Genomic DNA, 15,112 nt, shown 5'->3' with positions numbered 1-15,112 from the left:
ATACCTCGACCTATGTTGAAGTCAAGCGGTTCGAAGTCCGTCACGCCCTCGTCGTAGGCTCGCGGCATGGGGCAGATCGAGATCCACCGCGCCACGACCTCCCAGGCGGGCGCCCTGACCGCGGTGATGCACGCCTCCTCGGCGTACCAAGGCGACTACGCGTCCATCTTGGACGGCTACGAAGTCACCCCGGCGTACATCACCGCCAACCCCACCTTCACCGCCACCGACGGTGAGCTTCGCGGCTTCTACGCACTCCGGGGCGACGAACTCGACATCCTTTTCGTGGCAGACAACGCCCAGGGACTCGGCATCGGCCGGCTGCTGGTCACCCACATGCTCGGCGAAGCCCGCAAGAACGGCATGCCCAGCATCCGCGTGGTCTCGCACCCGCCCGCGCTGGCGTTCTACCTCCGCGTGGGCGCGCGACGCACCGGCACCATCCCGCCGAAACCCCCGAAGGTGCGCTGGGAGCGGCCGGAGCTCCGTTTCGACGTGCCGGACTCACCGGCGCCCTGACCGCTCCCGCGACCGGCTACATGTTGATCATGTGCCCCGCGAGGCCGTGCACCGCTTCCTTAACCGCTTCCCCCAGCGTCGGGTGCGCGTGCACGTTCCGGGCCACCTCGTGCACCGTCAAATCCCACTGCTGGGCCAAAGTCAGCTCCGGCAGCAGCTCCGTGACGTCCGGCCCGATCAGGTGGCCGCCGATCAGTTCGCCGTGCGTGCGGTCGCTGATCAGCTTCACGAACCCGCCCGCGTCGCCGAGCCCCTGAGCCTTCCCATTGGCGGTAAAGGGAAACTTCGCCACCTGGACGTCGAACCCCTGAGCACGAGCCTGCTCCTCGGTCCACCCGAAGCTGGCGATCTGAGGCTGGCAGTAGGTAGCCCGCGGAATCATCGGGAAGTCGAGCTCCATGGTCTCCGCACCGGCGATCGTCTCCGCCGCCACCACGCCCATCGACTCCGAAGCGTGCGCCAGCATCAACTTCGCCGTCACGTCGCCGATCGCGAAGATGTGCGGAACGTTGGTCCGCCCGCGGCCGTCGATGGCGATCGCACCCCGGTCGGTCAAGGCGACTCCGGTCTTCTCCAGCCCGTACCCCTCGACCCGGGGCTGGAACCCGATCGCCTGCAGCACCTTGTCGGCCGAGAGGACCTGCTGCCCGTTCTTCTCCGAGGACACCGTCACCTGGACCGACGAGCCGGAATCATCGATCGACTCGACCCGGGTGGACGTCAGCACCTTGATCCCGAGCTTCCGGTACCGCCGGAAGAGCTCCGCCGAGACCTCGGCGTCCTCCAGCGGCACCATCCGGTCGAGGAACTCGACGATCGTCACGTCGACGCCGTAGTTGTGCAGCACGTAGGCGAACTCGACGCCGATCGCGCCCGCGCCGGCGATGATGATGCTCGACGGGAGCTCGCTCGAGAGGATCTGCTCTTCGTACGTCACGACCCGCGAACTACGCGACGTCCCCGGCAGCAACCGCGTGGTCGCCCCGGTGGCGATGATGCAGTGGCCGAACGTCAGCCGCGAGCCGTTCACCTCGAGGGTGTGGTCGTCGACGAACGTGCCGTGGCCGTCGAACTCGGTGATCTTGTTCTTCTTCATCAGGAAGTGCACGCCCTTGACGCGCCCGTCGGCGACCTTGCGGCTGCGCTCGTAGGCGGCCGTGTAGTCGACGCGGATCGGGCTGTCGGACGAGATGCCGAACGCCTTCGCCTCCTGCGTCACGACGTGCGCGAGCTCGGCGTTGCGCAGCAGCGCCTTCGACGGGATGCACCCGACGTTCAGGCACACGCCGCCCCAGTACTTCTCCTCGACCACCGCGGCGCTCAGCCCCAGCTGGGACGCGCGGATCGCCGCGACGTATCCGCCGACCCCGGCGCCCAGCACGACGACATCAAAGTGTTGTGCACTCATGAGGCGAACTTACCCTCCACGGGAGGGACCTCACCTCGGATCTCGCCCAGCAACGCCGTGACGGCGGCCATGATCCGGGCCGTCGCCTCCTCCAGCACCTCGCGGGTGAGCGGGCGGTCACGCAGGTCCGCGAGGTCGACCGGCGGTCCCGCGACGAGCTCGACGGTCTTGCGCGGCAGCCCGCGCGGGAGCCACGCCGTCGCGGGCAGCAGGTGGTGGGTGCCCCAGTTCGCCACCGGGACCACCGGCGCGCCGGTCTCCAGCGCGATCCGCGCGGCGCCGGTCTTCCCGCGCATCGGCCAGCCGGCCGGGTCCTTCGAGAACGTCGCCTCCGGGAAGATCGCGACGCACTCGCCCTCGCGCACGGACTTGACCGCGTCGCGGAAGGCCTCCGACGCCGTCGCGACGCCGCGGTAGACCGGGATGTGCCGCCCGGACCGCATCACCGAGCGGACCACCGGCAGGTTCCACAGCGACGCCTTCGCCAGGTACCGCGGCACCCGGCCGGCGGCGAGGCAGAACGCCGTGAGCGTCGTCGGGTCGGCGAAGGACAGGTGGTTCGACGCCACCACGACCCCGCCGCTGTCCGGAATGTGCCGCGAACCGCGCACGCGGAAGCGGGTCGTCTGGACGAGCAGCTGCCAGACGACTTCGATCGCGAAGCTGTACCAGGCGCCCCGGCCGGCGCGGGCGAAGCGCCGGCCGTAGGCGATCATCTGACGTCGGGTGAGCAGCTCACCCTCGGTGTCGAGGGCGGTCCAGCGGTCCATGACTGTCATTCGTAGCCGACGACCGGCCGGATCGGCCCCCGCGCGCGCCGAACGCGGCGCAGATCACACGCGCTCGAGGACCACCACGGGGATCTCGCGGTCGGTCTTCTTCGCGTACTCGTTGTAGTCCGGCCAGACGGCGGCGAGCGCGTCCCACAGCTTGGCGCGCTCCTCGCCGGCCGCCGTGCGGGCGCGGGCCCGGTAGCGGTCGGCCCCGACCTGGACGCCGACCTCGGGGTGCTCGACGAGGTTGAAGTACCAGCCGGGGTGGTTGGGCGCGCCGCCCTTGGAGGCGACGACGACCACGTCGCCCTCGATCTCCTGGTAGATCAGGGCGAACTTGCGCTCCTGGCCGGTCTTGCGGCCCTTCGTGGTCAGCACCAGCGTCGGGACGCCTTCCTTCCACTCGTGGCCGACCTCTCCGTCGGTCTCCTCGTAGCGGCGGACGTGCTCGTCACCGAACAGCATGGGGTGTGTCCTTTCAGGGTCGATCCGCAGTGGCGTACCCACTACTTGAACGTTCTCCTTGTTTGCAACGCACGCGACACCGCCGATCTTCCGTCGATTCACTCGAACGGGTCGGGTCCCCCGGCCAGCGGCTTCTCCCCGCCCACCCCCCGCCCAGTAGATTGCACCGACCGAGCACGCGGACACCGAGACCGACCCTTGGAGGAGCCAGCCATGAAGGCCCGGCCGCACGTGACACTGGAAGACGTGGCACGCAGCGCGAACGTCTCCCTCGCAACGGCGTCGCGGGTGCTCAACGGCACCGCGTCCGTCCGCGCCGACCTGCGGGAACGGGTTTCCGCCGCCGCGGCCGAGCTGGCCTACGCCCCGAACGCGCACGCGCAGGCCCTCGCGGGCGGCACGCACCGCACGGTCGGCGTGATCTGCCACGACGTCAGCGACCCCTACTTCGCCGCGATCGCCGGCGGGGTGATGCGCGTGGCCACCGACAACGGGCTGCTGGTGATGCTCGCCGGGACGTTCCGCGATCCGGACCGCGAGGTCGCGTACGTCTCGACGCTGCGCGCGCAGCGGGCCGCGGCGATCCTGCTGATCGGCTCGGCGTTCGAGGACCGGACGTGGGAACGCGCGATGGCCGCCGAGCTCGAGCCCTACCGCCGGGGCGGCGGGCAGGTGGCGGCGGTCAGCCGGCACCGCGGGCTCAAGATCGACACCGTGCAGCCGGACAACAAGGGCGGCGCCGCGGCGCTGGCGAAGGCGCTGGCCGGGCTGGGGCACAAGCGGTTCGCGGTGCTCGCCGGGCCGCGCCGGCTCAGCACGGTCATCGACCGGCTGGCCGGCTTCAGCGACGGGCTCGCCGAGCACGGCATCACCCTGCGTGAGGAAGACGTCGTCGAGGCGGCCTTCACCCGCGACGGCGGTTACGAGGCGACGAAGCGGCTGCTCGCCGGCCGCAAGCGGAAGCTGCCGACCTGCGTCTTCGCCGTCACCGACGTGATGGCGATCGGCGCGCTGACGGCGTTGCGCGAGGAGGGCCTGTCCGTGCCCGGCGACATCTCGGTGGCCGGCTTCGACGACATCCCGGTGGTCCGTGACCTGGCCCCGGCGCTGACCACCGTGCGGCTGCCGCTGGAAGAGCTGGGCGAACGCGCGATGGACCTGGCGATCAAGGGCGCCGGCGGCACCCGGGCGCGGACGGTCCGGCTCTCCGGCGAGGTCGTCCTGCGGGAGAGCACCGCGCGTCCCAAGCGCTGACCCGGTCGGGCCTTGTCGCGTCCTGGCGCAGGCCCTACCGTGGGATTCAGAAAGCGCTTTCTGACTTGCGGAGGTTTCCGATGCTCCTGCTCCCGGTCCCCGGCGGCGGGCTCGCGAACTGGGCGCCGTCCGGCCCACCACCCCCCGAGCCGGCGGGCGCGCCACCGTCGTCGCGGATCGCCTACGCCGCCGCGCACGTCGTCGCCGACGCGCTGGCCGACGAGCCGGACGCCGTGGACTGGGACACCACGCTGGCCTTCCGCGAGCACCTCTGGGCGTGCGGGCTCGGCGTCGCGGAGGCGATGGACACCGCGCAACGCGGCATGGGCCTCGACTGGGCCACGACGCGGGAGCTGGTCACCCGCACCGGCGCGGCCGCCGCCGGGCGCCGGTGGTGCGCCGGGGTCGGCACCGACCAGCTGCCGGCCGGGCCGGCCGGCCTCGCGTCCATTGTGGACGCCTGGCGCGAGCAGCTCGACCTGGTCGGCGGCGCGGGCGCGGTCCCGGTCGTGATGGCCAGCCGGGCACTGGCCGCGGCCGCCGCGGGCCCCGAGGACTACCACGCGACCTACGGGAAACTCCTGTCCGAAGCGGGCGGCCCGATCCTGCTGCACTGGCTGGGCGAGCAGTTCGACCCCGCGCTGGCCGGTTACTGGGGCCACGGCGACGTCCGCGCCGCGGCCCGCGAGCTGGCCGCGCTGTGCGCCGAGCACGCCGGCACCGTGGCCGGGGTGAAGGTTTCGGTGCTCGACGCCGACGTCGAGACGGAGTTCCGGCGGGCGCTGCCGGACGGCGTCGCGTGTTACACCGGGGACGACTTCCACTACCCGGAGCTCATCGCGGGTGACGAGCGGGGGCACAGCGAGGCCCTGCTCGGCGTCTTCGACCCGATCGCGCCGGTCGCCGCGGCCGGGCTGCGCCGGCTGGACGACGGCGACCGCGCCGGCTTCCACGCCCTGCTCGACCCGACCGTCGCGCTGGCGCGCGAGATCTTCCGCGCGCCGACCCGGCACTACAAGACCGGCGTGGTCTTCCTCGCCTACTTGAACGGTCATCAAGAGCACTTCCGGATGCTCGCCGGGAGCGAGTCCGCGCGCACGATCACCCATCTCGCGACGCTGCTGCGGCTGGCCGACGAGGCCGGGGTGCTCGCCGACGCCGAGCGGGCCGAGGCGCGGATGCGACCGCTGCTGCAGGCGGCGGGGGTCGGCTGATGGACCCGCGGTTCAGCCTCAACCAGATCACCACCAAGGCCTGGTCGCTGCCCGAAGCGGTGGCCGGGTGCGCGGCCGCCGGCGTCGGCTGGATCGGGCTGTGGCGGGACAAGGTCGCCGAAACCGGCGTCGACGAGGCCGCGCGGCTGCTGAAGGAGCACGGGGTGCGGGTTTCGTCGTTGTGCCGCGGTGGGTTCTTCACCGGCGTGACGCCGGAGGGGTCCCCTGTGGACGGTGTGGCGCAGACCCGGGAGGCGATCGACGAAGCCGCCGCGCTCGGCGCCGGGGTCCTCGTGCTGGTCGTCGGCGGGATCGCGGGCGGCGACCTGGCGGCGTCGCGGCAGCGGGTCGCGGACGCCGTGGGTGAGCTCGCGCCCTACGCCGGCGAGCGCGGGGTGCGGCTGGGCCTGGAGCCGCTGCACCCGATGCAGTGCGCGGACCGGTCGGTGCTGTCCACTGTGGAGCAGGCGCTGGCGATCGCCGCCGAGCACCCCGCCGGGCAGGTCGGCGTGATCGTCGACGAGTTCCACGTCTGGTGGGACCCGCGGATCGAGACGTCGATCGCCGCCGCGGCCGGCCGGATCGCCGGCTTCCACGTGTGCGACGTGCTCGTGCCGCTGCCCGACCCGCTGCTGGGCCGCGCGCTGCCCGGCGACGGCCCGATCGACCACCGCCACCTGCGTGAACACGTCGAAGCCGCCGGGTACACCGGGCCGATCGAGGTCGAGGTGTTCAACGCGGGCCTGTGGGCCCGCCCGGGGGCGGAGGTGCTCGCCGAAACCGTCGCGGCGTTCGAGCGGCACGTGGCCTGAGCGTCTCGGCGACGGGGAACGTAGGCTCCGCGCATGCCGAACCTGCTGGTGGTGGAAGACGACGCGGCGATCGGCAGCGTGCTCGAATCGACCCTGCGGCTGCACGGTCACCAGGTGTGCTGGCGGCGTGACGGGCGGACCGCCCTGCAGGCCGCGGAAGCCGGTGAGTTCGACCTCGTGCTGCTCGACCTCGGCCTGCCCGACCTGGACGGCGTCGACGTCTGCCGCCGGCTGCGGGCCGCGCTGCCCGCCACCGTCCTGGTCATCCTCACCGCGCGGCAGGAGGAGATGGACGTCGTCGTCGGCCTCGACGCCGGGGCCGACGACTACCTCACCAAGCCGATCCGCCTCGGCGAGCTGCTGGCCCGGGTGCGGGCGCACCTGCGCCGCGGCGCGCCGGCCGGCGCCCGGCCGCCGGTGACCATCGGGGAGCTGACCGTCGACATCGCGGGCCGTCGCGCCACCCTGGGTGGGCACGAAGTCGTGCTGCGCGCCAAGGAGTTCGACCTGCTGGCCCGGCTGGCCGAGCAGCCCGGGGTCGCGGTCAGCCGCGAGACGCTGATGGCCGAGGTCTGGGACGCGCACTGGTACGGCTCGACGAAGACGCTCGACGTCCACATCGCCGCCGTCCGCCGGAAGCTCGCGTCGGCGGCCGGGCCGGGGACCGAGGTGCCGCGGATCGCCACCCTGCGCGGGCACGGCTACCGGCTGGAGGACCCGACCCGGACCCTCGCCGAGGGGTAGGCGTGCGCCGCCGGATCATCTCGCTGACGGTGCTCGCCGCCCTGGTCGCCACCGTGCTGTTCGCGCTGCCGCTGGGTTTCGCGGTGATGAAGTACTACCGCGACGACACGATGTCCGACCTCGAGCGGGCCGCCGACGCCGCCGCGCTGGCCGTGTCCCACGAGCTGAACGCCGGGCTGCCGCCGCAGGCGCCCCCGCCCGGCGACGAGGCCGAGGGTGACGTCGGGATCTACTCCCCGGACGGGCGGCTGCTCGCCGGGCACGGACCCGCCGTCGCCGGCGCCCTCGAGCGGCAGGCGGCGAGCGCCACGACTGACGTCGTCACCGGCCGTGAGAACGACGAGCTGGTGCTGGCCGTCCCGGTGCTCAGCGGGGCCCGCACCACCGGGGTGGTCCGCGCCGCGCTGCCGACGTCCGACCTGACGCTGCGGATCGGGCTGACCTGGCTCGGCATGGCCGGACTGGCCGTCGCGGCGGTCGGGGCGAGCCTGCTGATGGCCCGGCGGCTGACCACGCGGCTGGTCCGGCCGCTGGACGAGCTCGTCTGCGCGGCCGAGCAGCTCGGCGACGGCGACTTCACCGCGCGCGGTCCGCGGGCCGGGATCGCCGAGATCGACCGGGTCGGCGAGGCGCTGGCCGCGACTGCGGCCCGGATCGGCGAGACCCTGGAACGGGAACGCGCGTTCTCCGCGGAGGCGTCGCACCAGCTGCGGACCCCGCTGACCGGGCTGCGCCTGCAGCTCGAAGCGGCCTTGCAGACGCCGGGGGCCGACCCGCACGCGGCGATCCGCGCCGGGATCGCGTCCGCCGACCGGCTGGAACGCACCATCGAGGACCTCCTGGCCCTCGGCCGGGAACGCCGGGCGCCGCGGGCCGAGGTCGACCTCGACGCGCTCCTGGAGGAGATCCGGCAGGCCGGCGAGGCGCTGCTGGAGCCGCACGGACGCGCACTGCGGATCACCCGCGACGACCCGCCGCCGGCCCGGGTGGCGGCCGCGGCGGTCCGCCAGGTGCTCGGGGTGCTGCTGGACAACGCGGCGACGCACGGGCGCGGCGCGGTCACGGTGGTGGCCCGCGACGCCGGCGACGCGCTGGCCATCGACGTCGCCGACGAGGGTCCCGACCTGGGCGAAACCGACCCGTTCGCGGCCGCGGCGACCGGGCACGGCATCGGCCTGCGGCTGGCCCGCAGCCTGGCCGAGGCCGAAGGCGGCCGGCTCCGCCTGAGCCGCCCCCACCCGCCGACGTTCACCCTCCTCCTCCCCACCGCCGACCCACCCCCCGCCCCCTGACCCACCCCGGAGCTTTCACGTGAAAGCTATCCGGAGTTACAATCTCCACATCACTTTCGCCGTGAAAGTGATGTGGAGGGAGGCTCTCCGCATCACTTTCACGGCGAAAGTGGCGGGTCGGGGCGGGCGGAACGATTCGCCATGATTCGCTCGTGTTGTGCAATGAATCACCTGTGATTCATCTTTTTGCGCAATGTTCCCCTGTTATCTGCGGCCACGGCGGCAGATACGGTCGTCGGCATGACTCTGCGAGCCGCGACGGTGCGGCGGAAACCGGTCGCCGACCTCGTCGCCGAAGGTGATCATGGCACGTTGAAGCGGTCGCTCGGCCTCGGGCAGCTCACCACGCTCAGCATTGGCGCGACGCTCGGAAGCGGCATCTTCGTCGTGCTCGGCGAGGCCGTCCCGGTGGCGGGCCCGGCCGTGGTGCTCTCGTTCGTGCTCGCCGGCGTCACCGCGCTGTTCTCGGCACTCTCCTACGCCGAGCTCGCCGGCATGATCCCGCTGTCCGGCTCGTCGTACTCCTACGCGTACGCCACCCTCGGCGAGCTGGTCGCCTGGGTCTGCGGCTGGTGCCTGGTGCTCGAGTACGGCGTCTCGGTGGCGTCGGTGGCCGTCGGCTGGGGGCAGTACCTCAACGAGCTGCTGCGGCTGGCCTTCGGCTTCGCCATCCCGGACGCGCTCAGCCAGCCGCCGGGCTCCGGCGGGGTCGTCAACGTGCCCGCGATCCTCGTCGTGCTGCTCGCGATGCTCCTGCTGCTGTCCGGCGCGAAGGAAAGCGCACGGGCCAACACGATCATGGTCGTGGTCAAGATCGGCACGCTGGTGCTGTTCTGCGCGATCGCCTTCACCGCGGTCAAGGCGAAGAACTTCACACCGTTCCTGCCGCTGGGGCTGGCCGGGCTGAGCGCCGGCGGCGCCAAGCTGTTCTTCTCCTACATCGGGTTCGACGCCGCGTCGACCGCCGGCGAGGAGGCGAAGAACCCGCAGCGCGACCTGCCGCGGGCGATCCTGCTCTCCCTCGGCATCGTCACGGTGCTGTACTGCCTGGTCGCCGTCGCCGCGGTCGGCGCGCTGCCGTGGCAGCAGTTCGACGGCCAGGAGGCCGCGCTCTCGCACGTGCTCGGGGTCGTGTCGGACAACCCGTTCTGGGCCGGGCTGCTCGCCGTCGGCGCGATCGTGGCCATCTCCAGCGTGGTGCTGACCGTCCTCTACGGACAGACGCGCATCCTGTTCGCGATGTCCCGCGACGGCCTGGTCCCGGGCGTGCTGTCCAAAGTGGACGAGAAGACCGGCTCCCCGCGGGTCAACACCCTGGTGGTGTCCGGCTTCGTCGCCGCCCTCGCCGCGTTCATCCCGCTCGGGAAGCTGGCCGACGCCACCAGCATCGGGACGCTCTTCGCGTTCGGCCTGGTCAACGTCGCCGTCCTGCTGCTGCGCCGCCGCCAGCCCGACCGGCCGCGCTCGTTCCGCGTGCCGTTCTCGCCGGTCACGCCGATCCTGGGCGTTCTCTGCTGCGGCTACATGATGCTCAGCCTCGACGGCGCCACCTGGGTCGTCTTCGGCGGCTGGATGGCGCTCGGCCTGGTGATCTACTTCGGTTACGGCATCCGGAGGTCGAAGCTGGCATGAAGGTCGCGATCCACCAGGGACCGGTCACGGACCTCCCCCGCGCCGTCGCCGCGTCGGGCGCCGACCTCGTCGTCGCCGCCGAGATGATCACCACCGGCTACCACATCGGCGCGCGCACGCGTGAGCTCGCCGAGCCCGCCGACGGCCCCACCGCGGCGCGAATGTCCCAGCTGGCCAAGGAAACCGGCACCGCGCTGGCCTACGGCTACCCCGAGCTCGACGGCGGCGACGTCTACAACAGCGTCCAGCTCGTCGGCAACACCGGGCGGCGGCTCGCGAACTATCGCAAGACGCACCTGTTCGGCGACCTCGACAAGGCGTGGTTCACCCCCGGCGCCGAAGCCGTGGTGCAGGCCGACCTCGGCGGCGTCCGGGCCGGGCTGCTGATCTGCTACGACGTCGAGTTCCCGGAGCTGGTCCGCGCGCACGCGCTCGCCGGCACCGAGCTGCTCGTCGTGCCGACCGCGCTGATGAGCCCGTACCACCTCGTCGCCGACACGCTGGTGCCCGCGCGGGCCTACGAAAGCCAGCTGTTCGTCGCCTACGCGAACCGCTGTGACACCGAGCAGGAGCTGACGTACTGCGGACGCTCCTGCGTCGTCGCGCCGACCGGCGAAGTGCTGGCGCGCGCCGGCGCCGGGCCCGAGCTGCTCACCGCCGACGTCGACCGTGCCGCGCTGCTCGCGTCACGAGCGGAAAACACCCACCTGGCCGACCGACGGCCCGACCTGTACCGGGGAACCACCGCATGACCTCCGCCCTGCCCACCGCGATCCACCACGACGAACCGGCGGGCCGCCCGATCACGATGTTCGGCCCCGACTTCCCGTTCGCCTACGACGACTACCTCGCGCACCCGGCCGGGCTGGGCGCGCTGCCCGCCGGCCGGCACGGCACCGAGGTCGCCGTGATCGGCGGTGGCCTCTCCGGCATCGTCACCGCGTACGAGCTGATGAAGCTCGGCCTGCGGCCGGTGGTCTACGAAATCGCCGAAATCGGCGGCCGGCTGCGGAGTGTGCACTTCCCCGGCTGCCCGGACGACGTCGTCGCCGAGATGGGCGCGATGCGCTTCCCGCCCGCGTCGACCGCGCTGTACCACTACATCGACAAGGTCGGGCTGGCGACCACGCCGTTCCCGAACCCGCTGGCGCCGGAGACGCCGAGCACGGTGGTCGACCTCAAGGGACAGAGCCATTACGCGCGCACGCCGGCCGAGCTGCCGGAGGTCTTCCGTGACGTCGCCGCGGCCTGGGACCGGACGCTGGCCGAGCACGCGTCGTTCGCCGAGATGCAGACCGCGATCCGCGACCGGGACGCCAAGACGATCAAGCGGCTGTGGAACGAGCTCGTCCCGCGGCTGGACGACCAGACGTTCTACGGCTTCCTGTGCGCCTCCCCCGCGTTCGCCTCCTTCCGCCACCGCGAGATCTTCGGCCAGGTCGGCTTCGGCACCGGCGGCTGGGACACCGACTTCCCCAACTCCATCCTGGAAATCCTGCGCGTGGTCTACACCGGCGCCGACGACGAGCACCGCAGCATCGTCGGCGGGAGCCAGCAGCTGCCGCAACGGCTGTGGGAGCACACACCCGCCGAAATCGCTTTCTGGCCCGCCGGCACGAGCCTGAGCACGCTGCACGGCGGGCGGCCCCGCCCCGGAGTCGCGCGGCTGCACCGGACCGCGCCGAACAACATCACGGTGACCGACACCGACGGGCACATCCGGACGTTCCCGGCGGCCGTGTTCACCGCGCAGAGCTGGATGCTGCTGTCGAAGATCGAATGCGACGAAGCGCTCTTCCCGATCGACCACTGGACCGCGATCGAGCGCACGCACTACATGGAGTCGTCGAAGGTGTTCGTGCCGGTCGACCGGCCGTTCTGGCTCGACCCCGACCCGGCGACCGGCCGCGACACGATGAGCATGACGCTCACCGACCGGATGCCGCGCGGCACCTACCTGCTCGGCGACGACCCGGACCGGCCCGCGGTGATCTGCCTGTCCTACACCTGGGCCGACGACTCGCTGAAGTGGCTGCCGCTCACCGTGGGCGAGCGGGTCGAGGTGATGCTGCAGTCGCTGCGCGAGATCTACCCCGGCGTCGACGTGCGGCGGCACATCACCGGTGACCCGGTGACCGTGTCGTGGGAGGCGGAACCGCACTTCATGGGCGCGTTCAAGGCGAACCTGCCCGGGCACTACCGCTACCAGCACCGGCTCTTCACCCACTTCATGCAGGATTCGCTGCCGTCCCGCTACCGCGGGCTGTTCCTGGCGGGTGACGACATCTCGTGGACGGCGGGCTGGGCCGAAGGCGCGGTCCAGACGGCGCTGAACGCGGTGTGGGGCGTCCTGCACCACTTCGGCGGTGAAACGCACGGCGCGAACCCGGGCCCCGGTGACGGGTTCGCCGACATCGCGCCGATCACGCTGCCGGACTGACCGTGCCCCTTTCGTGGTAACCGGGCACCGCGCGATCGGCATCGCGCGCGCTGAACTGCCCGGCGCAACGGCTCATGCGACGATGGGAGGATGAACACCGAGCCGGCGCCGAGATGGCGAAGACTGGAACCGGACGAGCGGAGGGAACAGATCTACGCTTGCGCGGCGCGGCTGTTCGGTGACCGGCCCTACTCCGAAGTGTCCACTTCGGACATCGCGGCCGCGGCCGGTGTCGCGCGCGGGCTGATCAACCACTACTTCGGCACCAAACGCGAGCTGTACCTGGAAATCATCCGGCGCGCGCTGACCGTGCCGCGGCTGGCCGTCGAAATCCTGCCGGACGGGCCGCTGGAACTGCGGGCCGACGTCGCCATCGAATGGTTCCTCGACATGGTCACCAGCCAGGAGCGGATGTGGCTGGCCGCGATCGCGCCCGAGGGCATCGGCCGCGACCTCGAGGTGGAGCGGATCCTCGAGGAGGCCGACCGGGAGTCCGCCGACCGCGTGCTGGAAGCCGTCGGGCTGTCCCGGGAGAGCGAGCACGGCCCCGAGCTGAACGCGCTCGTGCGCGCGTTCGGCGGGATGGTGAAGGCGGCGGGCCGGGAGTGGCTCGTGCGCGGGTCGCTGACCCGCGAGCAGGTGCACCTGCTGCTGTCCAAGTCGCTGGTGACGCTGGTCGGCGAGATCTTCCCGGCGATTCAGCAGGAGCCGCCACGCACCGAGGCGTGAAAGACCGAAGCCCCCGGCGCCACGAGGGGGAGGAGGGCGCCAGGGGCTCCGGGTCGATGGACGAACCACCGACGCACGCTCACGGTACGCCGGAGCACTGTCAAGTCGCTGTCAACCCCTCGCCGTCCGATTCGCGCAGTTCGTCCAGCCGGCAGGCGAGCCCGTCGAGACACCGCCGGACGGCGTAGTCGTAGAGCTGCGCGTAATAGCCCGCGGCGAGGTCGGGATCGCCCATCAGGTCGTGCATCGCCGAGCCCAGCTCGGCCATCCCCGGCAGGTCGTCGCGCCGGCGGTAGGCCGCGTACGCCTCGGTGTTGTCGATCCGCAGCGCGAGCGCGCCGTCGCGGTCGTCCTCCATCGCGACGAACTGGCACGCGGTCATCAGCAGCAGGTTGTAGGCCATCGGGCTCTCGCGGCCGAAGCCGGCCTTCAACAGCACCCCGACGCCGGCGTCGATGCTGCGCGTCGCCGCCTCGACGGACGGGCCGAACAACGCGAGGCGTCTCGCGCAGCCCGGGTAGGCGCGCAGAACCGCACGCAGGTTCGCCAGCAGCTCGGTGAACCACTCCTGCCACGGCAGCTCGCCGTCGGGCAGCTTCAGCAGGCCGACCACCCGGTCGACCACGGCGTTCACCACCGCGTCCCGGTCACCGACGTGGTGGTAGATCACCGCCGGATAGGCCTCGACCGAGCGGGCGAGCTCCCGCAGCGTCCAGTTGTCGAGGCCGCGTTCGCCGGTGAGGGTCGTCGCCGCGCTGACGATCCGGTCGGCCGTGAGCGCCGGCAGACCCGCGGCGGCCCGTGACCGGGGGCGCTGTCCGGTGCCCGAGGATGAGGTCGGCATGGGGGGTAACGGTAACCGCACGGGCCGTTCCGGTGCCAGCTCCGCACGGGTACGGCAAGATCGGGGCATGGCACGCGCACAGGCCAACGGTCTCGAGCTCGAGTACGACACGTTCGGCGATCCGGACCGGCCGCCGCTGGTCCTGGTGATGGGCCTGGGCGCCCAGATGATCACCTGGGAGGACGGTTTCTGCGAGCTGCTCGCCGCCCGCGGGTTCTTCGTGGTGCGCTACGACAACCGGGACGTCGGGCTCTCGACGTGGCTCGACGACCTCCCGGCGCCGGATCTGGCCGCTTTGGCGGCCGGCGACCTGACGACGGCGCCGTACACGCTGTCGGACATGGCCCGCGACGCCATCGGGCTGTTCGACGCGCTCGGCATCGGCCGCGCGCACGTCGTCGGCGCGTCGATGGGCGGGATGATCGTCCAGCAGCTGGCCATCGAGCACCCGGACCGGCTGCTTTCGGTCACCTCGATCATGTCGACCACCGGCGACCCGTCGGTCGGGCAGGCCGAGCCGTGGGCGCTGGCCGTGCTGACGCGCCCGCCCGCGACGACCCGCGAGCAGGCGCTCGCCGACAGCGTCGAGGGCTACCGGAGCCTCGGCTCCCCCGGTTACCCGGACGACGAGGCGTTCCTGCTGGCCAAGGCGACCCTGCACTTCGACCGCGCCCGCCACCCGGTCGGCACGCTGCGCCACGCGGCGGCGGTGATGGCGTCGGGCGACCGCACGTCGCGGCTGCGTGACGTGCGGCTGCCGGTGATGGTCGTGCACGGCGACGCCGACCCGCTGATCAACGTCAGTGGCGGCAAGGCGACGGCGGCGGCGATCCCGGGCGCGGAGCTGGTCGTGGTGCCGGGCATGGGCCACAACCTGCCGCGCGCGGTCTGGCCCCGGATCGCCGACGCGATCGGGCGCGTGACGGGTCAATAGCGCGTCAAGATCCGGGGTCCGGGTGTAGGGAATGTGTCCTGGGTCATGTTTT

Annotated in this window: 15 protein-coding genes; 11 read left to right on the top strand and 4 right to left on the bottom strand. The window is 72.1% G+C overall.

What is annotated here, in order from left to right:
• The first annotated feature begins 66 nt into the window (after nucleotides 1-66).
• The gene (locus tag ACZ61C_RS08030; protein ID WP_465304121.1) at nucleotides 67-519 is read left to right on the top strand and encodes a GNAT family N-acetyltransferase; all 453 of its coding nucleotides are present in this window, start codon (nucleotides 67-69) and stop codon (nucleotides 517-519) included.
• A 16-nt stretch (nucleotides 520-535) separates the two neighbouring features.
• Here ACZ61C_RS08030 and lpdA read toward each other — a convergent pair whose 3' ends face one another.
• From lpdA to ACZ61C_RS08015, 3 genes are all read right to left on the bottom strand, one after another.
• Nucleotides 536-1,927, bottom strand: a complete 1,392-nt coding sequence (gene lpdA, locus ACZ61C_RS08025) for a dihydrolipoyl dehydrogenase (protein WP_465304119.1) — start codon at nucleotides 1,925-1,927, stop codon at nucleotides 536-538.
• Nucleotides 1,924-2,697 (bottom strand): lysophospholipid acyltransferase family protein, encoded by a 774-nt coding sequence (locus tag ACZ61C_RS08020; RefSeq protein WP_465304117.1) that lies wholly within the window; start codon nucleotides 2,695-2,697, stop codon nucleotides 1,924-1,926. The genes lpdA and ACZ61C_RS08020 overlap by 4 nt, the downstream gene beginning before the upstream one ends.
• 63 nt (nucleotides 2,698-2,760) lie before the next feature.
• Nucleotides 2,761-3,165: a nitroreductase family deazaflavin-dependent oxidoreductase gene (locus tag ACZ61C_RS08015; RefSeq protein ID WP_465304115.1), complete on the bottom strand. Its 405-nt coding sequence runs from the start codon at nucleotides 3,163-3,165 to the stop codon at nucleotides 2,761-2,763.
• 213 nt (nucleotides 3,166-3,378) lie between these two features.
• Here ACZ61C_RS08015 and ACZ61C_RS08010 point away from each other — a divergent pair, with 213 nt between their 5' ends.
• The 9 genes from ACZ61C_RS08010 to ACZ61C_RS07970 all read left to right on the top strand — a co-directional run bounded on the left by ACZ61C_RS08010 (nucleotide 3,379) and on the right by ACZ61C_RS07970 (nucleotide 13,282).
• Nucleotides 3,379-4,419, top strand: coding sequence for a LacI family DNA-binding transcriptional regulator (locus ACZ61C_RS08010; protein ID WP_465304113.1), 1,041 nt, complete (start codon nucleotides 3,379-3,381; stop codon nucleotides 4,417-4,419).
• An 80-nt stretch (nucleotides 4,420-4,499) separates the two neighbouring features.
• Nucleotides 4,500-5,633 (top strand): DUF993 family protein, encoded by a 1,134-nt coding sequence (locus ACZ61C_RS08005; protein ID WP_465304111.1) that lies wholly within the window; start codon nucleotides 4,500-4,502, stop codon nucleotides 5,631-5,633.
• The gene (locus ACZ61C_RS08000) at nucleotides 5,633-6,445 is read left to right on the top strand and encodes a sugar phosphate isomerase/epimerase family protein (RefSeq protein ID WP_465304109.1); all 813 of its coding nucleotides are present in this window, start codon (nucleotides 5,633-5,635) and stop codon (nucleotides 6,443-6,445) included. The genes ACZ61C_RS08005 and ACZ61C_RS08000 overlap by 1 nt, the downstream gene beginning before the upstream one ends.
• Nucleotides 6,446-6,478: 33 nt before the next feature.
• The gene (locus ACZ61C_RS07995; protein ID WP_465304107.1) at nucleotides 6,479-7,189 is read left to right on the top strand and encodes a response regulator transcription factor; all 711 of its coding nucleotides are present in this window, start codon (nucleotides 6,479-6,481) and stop codon (nucleotides 7,187-7,189) included.
• Nucleotides 7,190-7,191: 2 nt separating this feature from the next.
• Nucleotides 7,192-8,481: a sensor histidine kinase gene (locus ACZ61C_RS07990; RefSeq protein ID WP_465304105.1), complete on the top strand. Its 1,290-nt coding sequence runs from the start codon at nucleotides 7,192-7,194 to the stop codon at nucleotides 8,479-8,481.
• A 240-nt stretch (nucleotides 8,482-8,721) separates the two neighbouring features.
• On the top strand, nucleotides 8,722-10,113 hold the full coding sequence (locus ACZ61C_RS07985) for an amino acid permease (RefSeq protein ID WP_465304103.1): 1,392 nt from the start codon (nucleotides 8,722-8,724) through the stop codon (nucleotides 10,111-10,113).
• The gene (locus tag ACZ61C_RS07980) at nucleotides 10,110-10,865 is read left to right on the top strand and encodes a carbon-nitrogen hydrolase family protein (RefSeq protein ID WP_465304101.1); all 756 of its coding nucleotides are present in this window, start codon (nucleotides 10,110-10,112) and stop codon (nucleotides 10,863-10,865) included. Before ACZ61C_RS07985 ends, ACZ61C_RS07980 begins: the two co-directional genes overlap by 4 nt.
• Nucleotides 10,862-12,553 carry a flavin monoamine oxidase family protein gene (locus tag ACZ61C_RS07975; protein WP_465304099.1) on the top strand — a complete coding sequence of 564 codons (1,692 nt, stop codon included), beginning with the start codon at nucleotides 10,862-10,864 and terminating at the stop codon, nucleotides 12,551-12,553. The genes ACZ61C_RS07980 and ACZ61C_RS07975 overlap by 4 nt, the downstream gene beginning before the upstream one ends.
• A gap of 90 nt (nucleotides 12,554-12,643) precedes the next feature.
• Nucleotides 12,644-13,282, top strand: coding sequence for a TetR/AcrR family transcriptional regulator (locus tag ACZ61C_RS07970; RefSeq protein WP_465304097.1), 639 nt, complete (start codon nucleotides 12,644-12,646; stop codon nucleotides 13,280-13,282).
• 100 nt (nucleotides 13,283-13,382) lie between these two features.
• Here ACZ61C_RS07970 and ACZ61C_RS07965 read toward each other — a convergent pair whose 3' ends face one another.
• Entirely contained in the window at nucleotides 13,383-14,126 is a 744-nt protein-coding gene (locus ACZ61C_RS07965) for a TetR/AcrR family transcriptional regulator (protein WP_465304095.1), read from the bottom strand.
• A gap of 67 nt (nucleotides 14,127-14,193) precedes the next feature.
• Here ACZ61C_RS07965 and ACZ61C_RS07960 point away from each other — a divergent pair, with 67 nt between their 5' ends.
• Entirely contained in the window at nucleotides 14,194-15,060 is an 867-nt protein-coding gene (locus ACZ61C_RS07960) for an alpha/beta fold hydrolase (protein ID WP_465304093.1), read from the top strand.
• Nucleotides 15,061-15,112: the final 52 nt, after the last annotated feature.

The organism is Amycolatopsis sp. NPDC104587 (genome assembly GCF_055583645.1).
The sequence above is the reverse complement of the archived record's forward strand: the minus strand, read 5'-3'. Positions and strand labels throughout refer to the sequence as shown.

What these genes read in the sequence shown, in the direction of transcription:
- ACZ61C_RS07970 (WP_465304097.1), top strand. Translation starts at nt 12,644, where the DNA reads ATGAACACCGAGCCGGCGCCGAGATGGCGAAGACTGGAACCGGACGAG.
- ACZ61C_RS07985 (WP_465304103.1), top strand. Translation starts at nt 8,722, where the DNA reads ATGACTCTGCGAGCCGCGACGGTGCGGCGGAAACCGGTCGCCGACCTC.
- ACZ61C_RS08000 (WP_465304109.1), top strand. Translation starts at nt 5,633, where the DNA reads ATGGACCCGCGGTTCAGCCTCAACCAGATCACCACCAAGGCCTGGTCG.
- ACZ61C_RS08020 (WP_465304117.1), bottom strand. Translation starts at nt 2,697, where the DNA reads ATGGACCGCTGGACCGCCCTCGACACCGAGGGTGAGCTGCTCACCCGA.
- ACZ61C_RS08030 (WP_465304121.1), top strand. Translation starts at nt 67, where the DNA reads ATGGGGCAGATCGAGATCCACCGCGCCACGACCTCCCAGGCGGGCGCC.
- ACZ61C_RS07995 (WP_465304107.1), top strand. Translation starts at nt 6,479, where the DNA reads ATGCCGAACCTGCTGGTGGTGGAAGACGACGCGGCGATCGGCAGCGTG.
- ACZ61C_RS07975 (WP_465304099.1), top strand. Translation starts at nt 10,862, where the DNA reads ATGACCTCCGCCCTGCCCACCGCGATCCACCACGACGAACCGGCGGGC.
- lpdA (WP_465304119.1), bottom strand. Translation starts at nt 1,927, where the DNA reads ATGAGTGCACAACACTTTGATGTCGTCGTGCTGGGCGCCGGGGTCGGC.
- ACZ61C_RS08015 (WP_465304115.1), bottom strand. Translation starts at nt 3,165, where the DNA reads ATGCTGTTCGGTGACGAGCACGTCCGCCGCTACGAGGAGACCGACGGA.
- ACZ61C_RS08010 (WP_465304113.1), top strand. Translation starts at nt 3,379, where the DNA reads ATGAAGGCCCGGCCGCACGTGACACTGGAAGACGTGGCACGCAGCGCG.
- ACZ61C_RS07960 (WP_465304093.1), top strand. Translation starts at nt 14,194, where the DNA reads ATGGCACGCGCACAGGCCAACGGTCTCGAGCTCGAGTACGACACGTTC.
- ACZ61C_RS07965 (WP_465304095.1), bottom strand. Translation starts at nt 14,126, where the DNA reads ATGCCGACCTCATCCTCGGGCACCGGACAGCGCCCCCGGTCACGGGCC.
- ACZ61C_RS07980 (WP_465304101.1), top strand. Translation starts at nt 10,110, where the DNA reads ATGAAGGTCGCGATCCACCAGGGACCGGTCACGGACCTCCCCCGCGCC.
- ACZ61C_RS08005 (WP_465304111.1), top strand. Translation starts at nt 4,500, where the DNA reads ATGCTCCTGCTCCCGGTCCCCGGCGGCGGGCTCGCGAACTGGGCGCCG.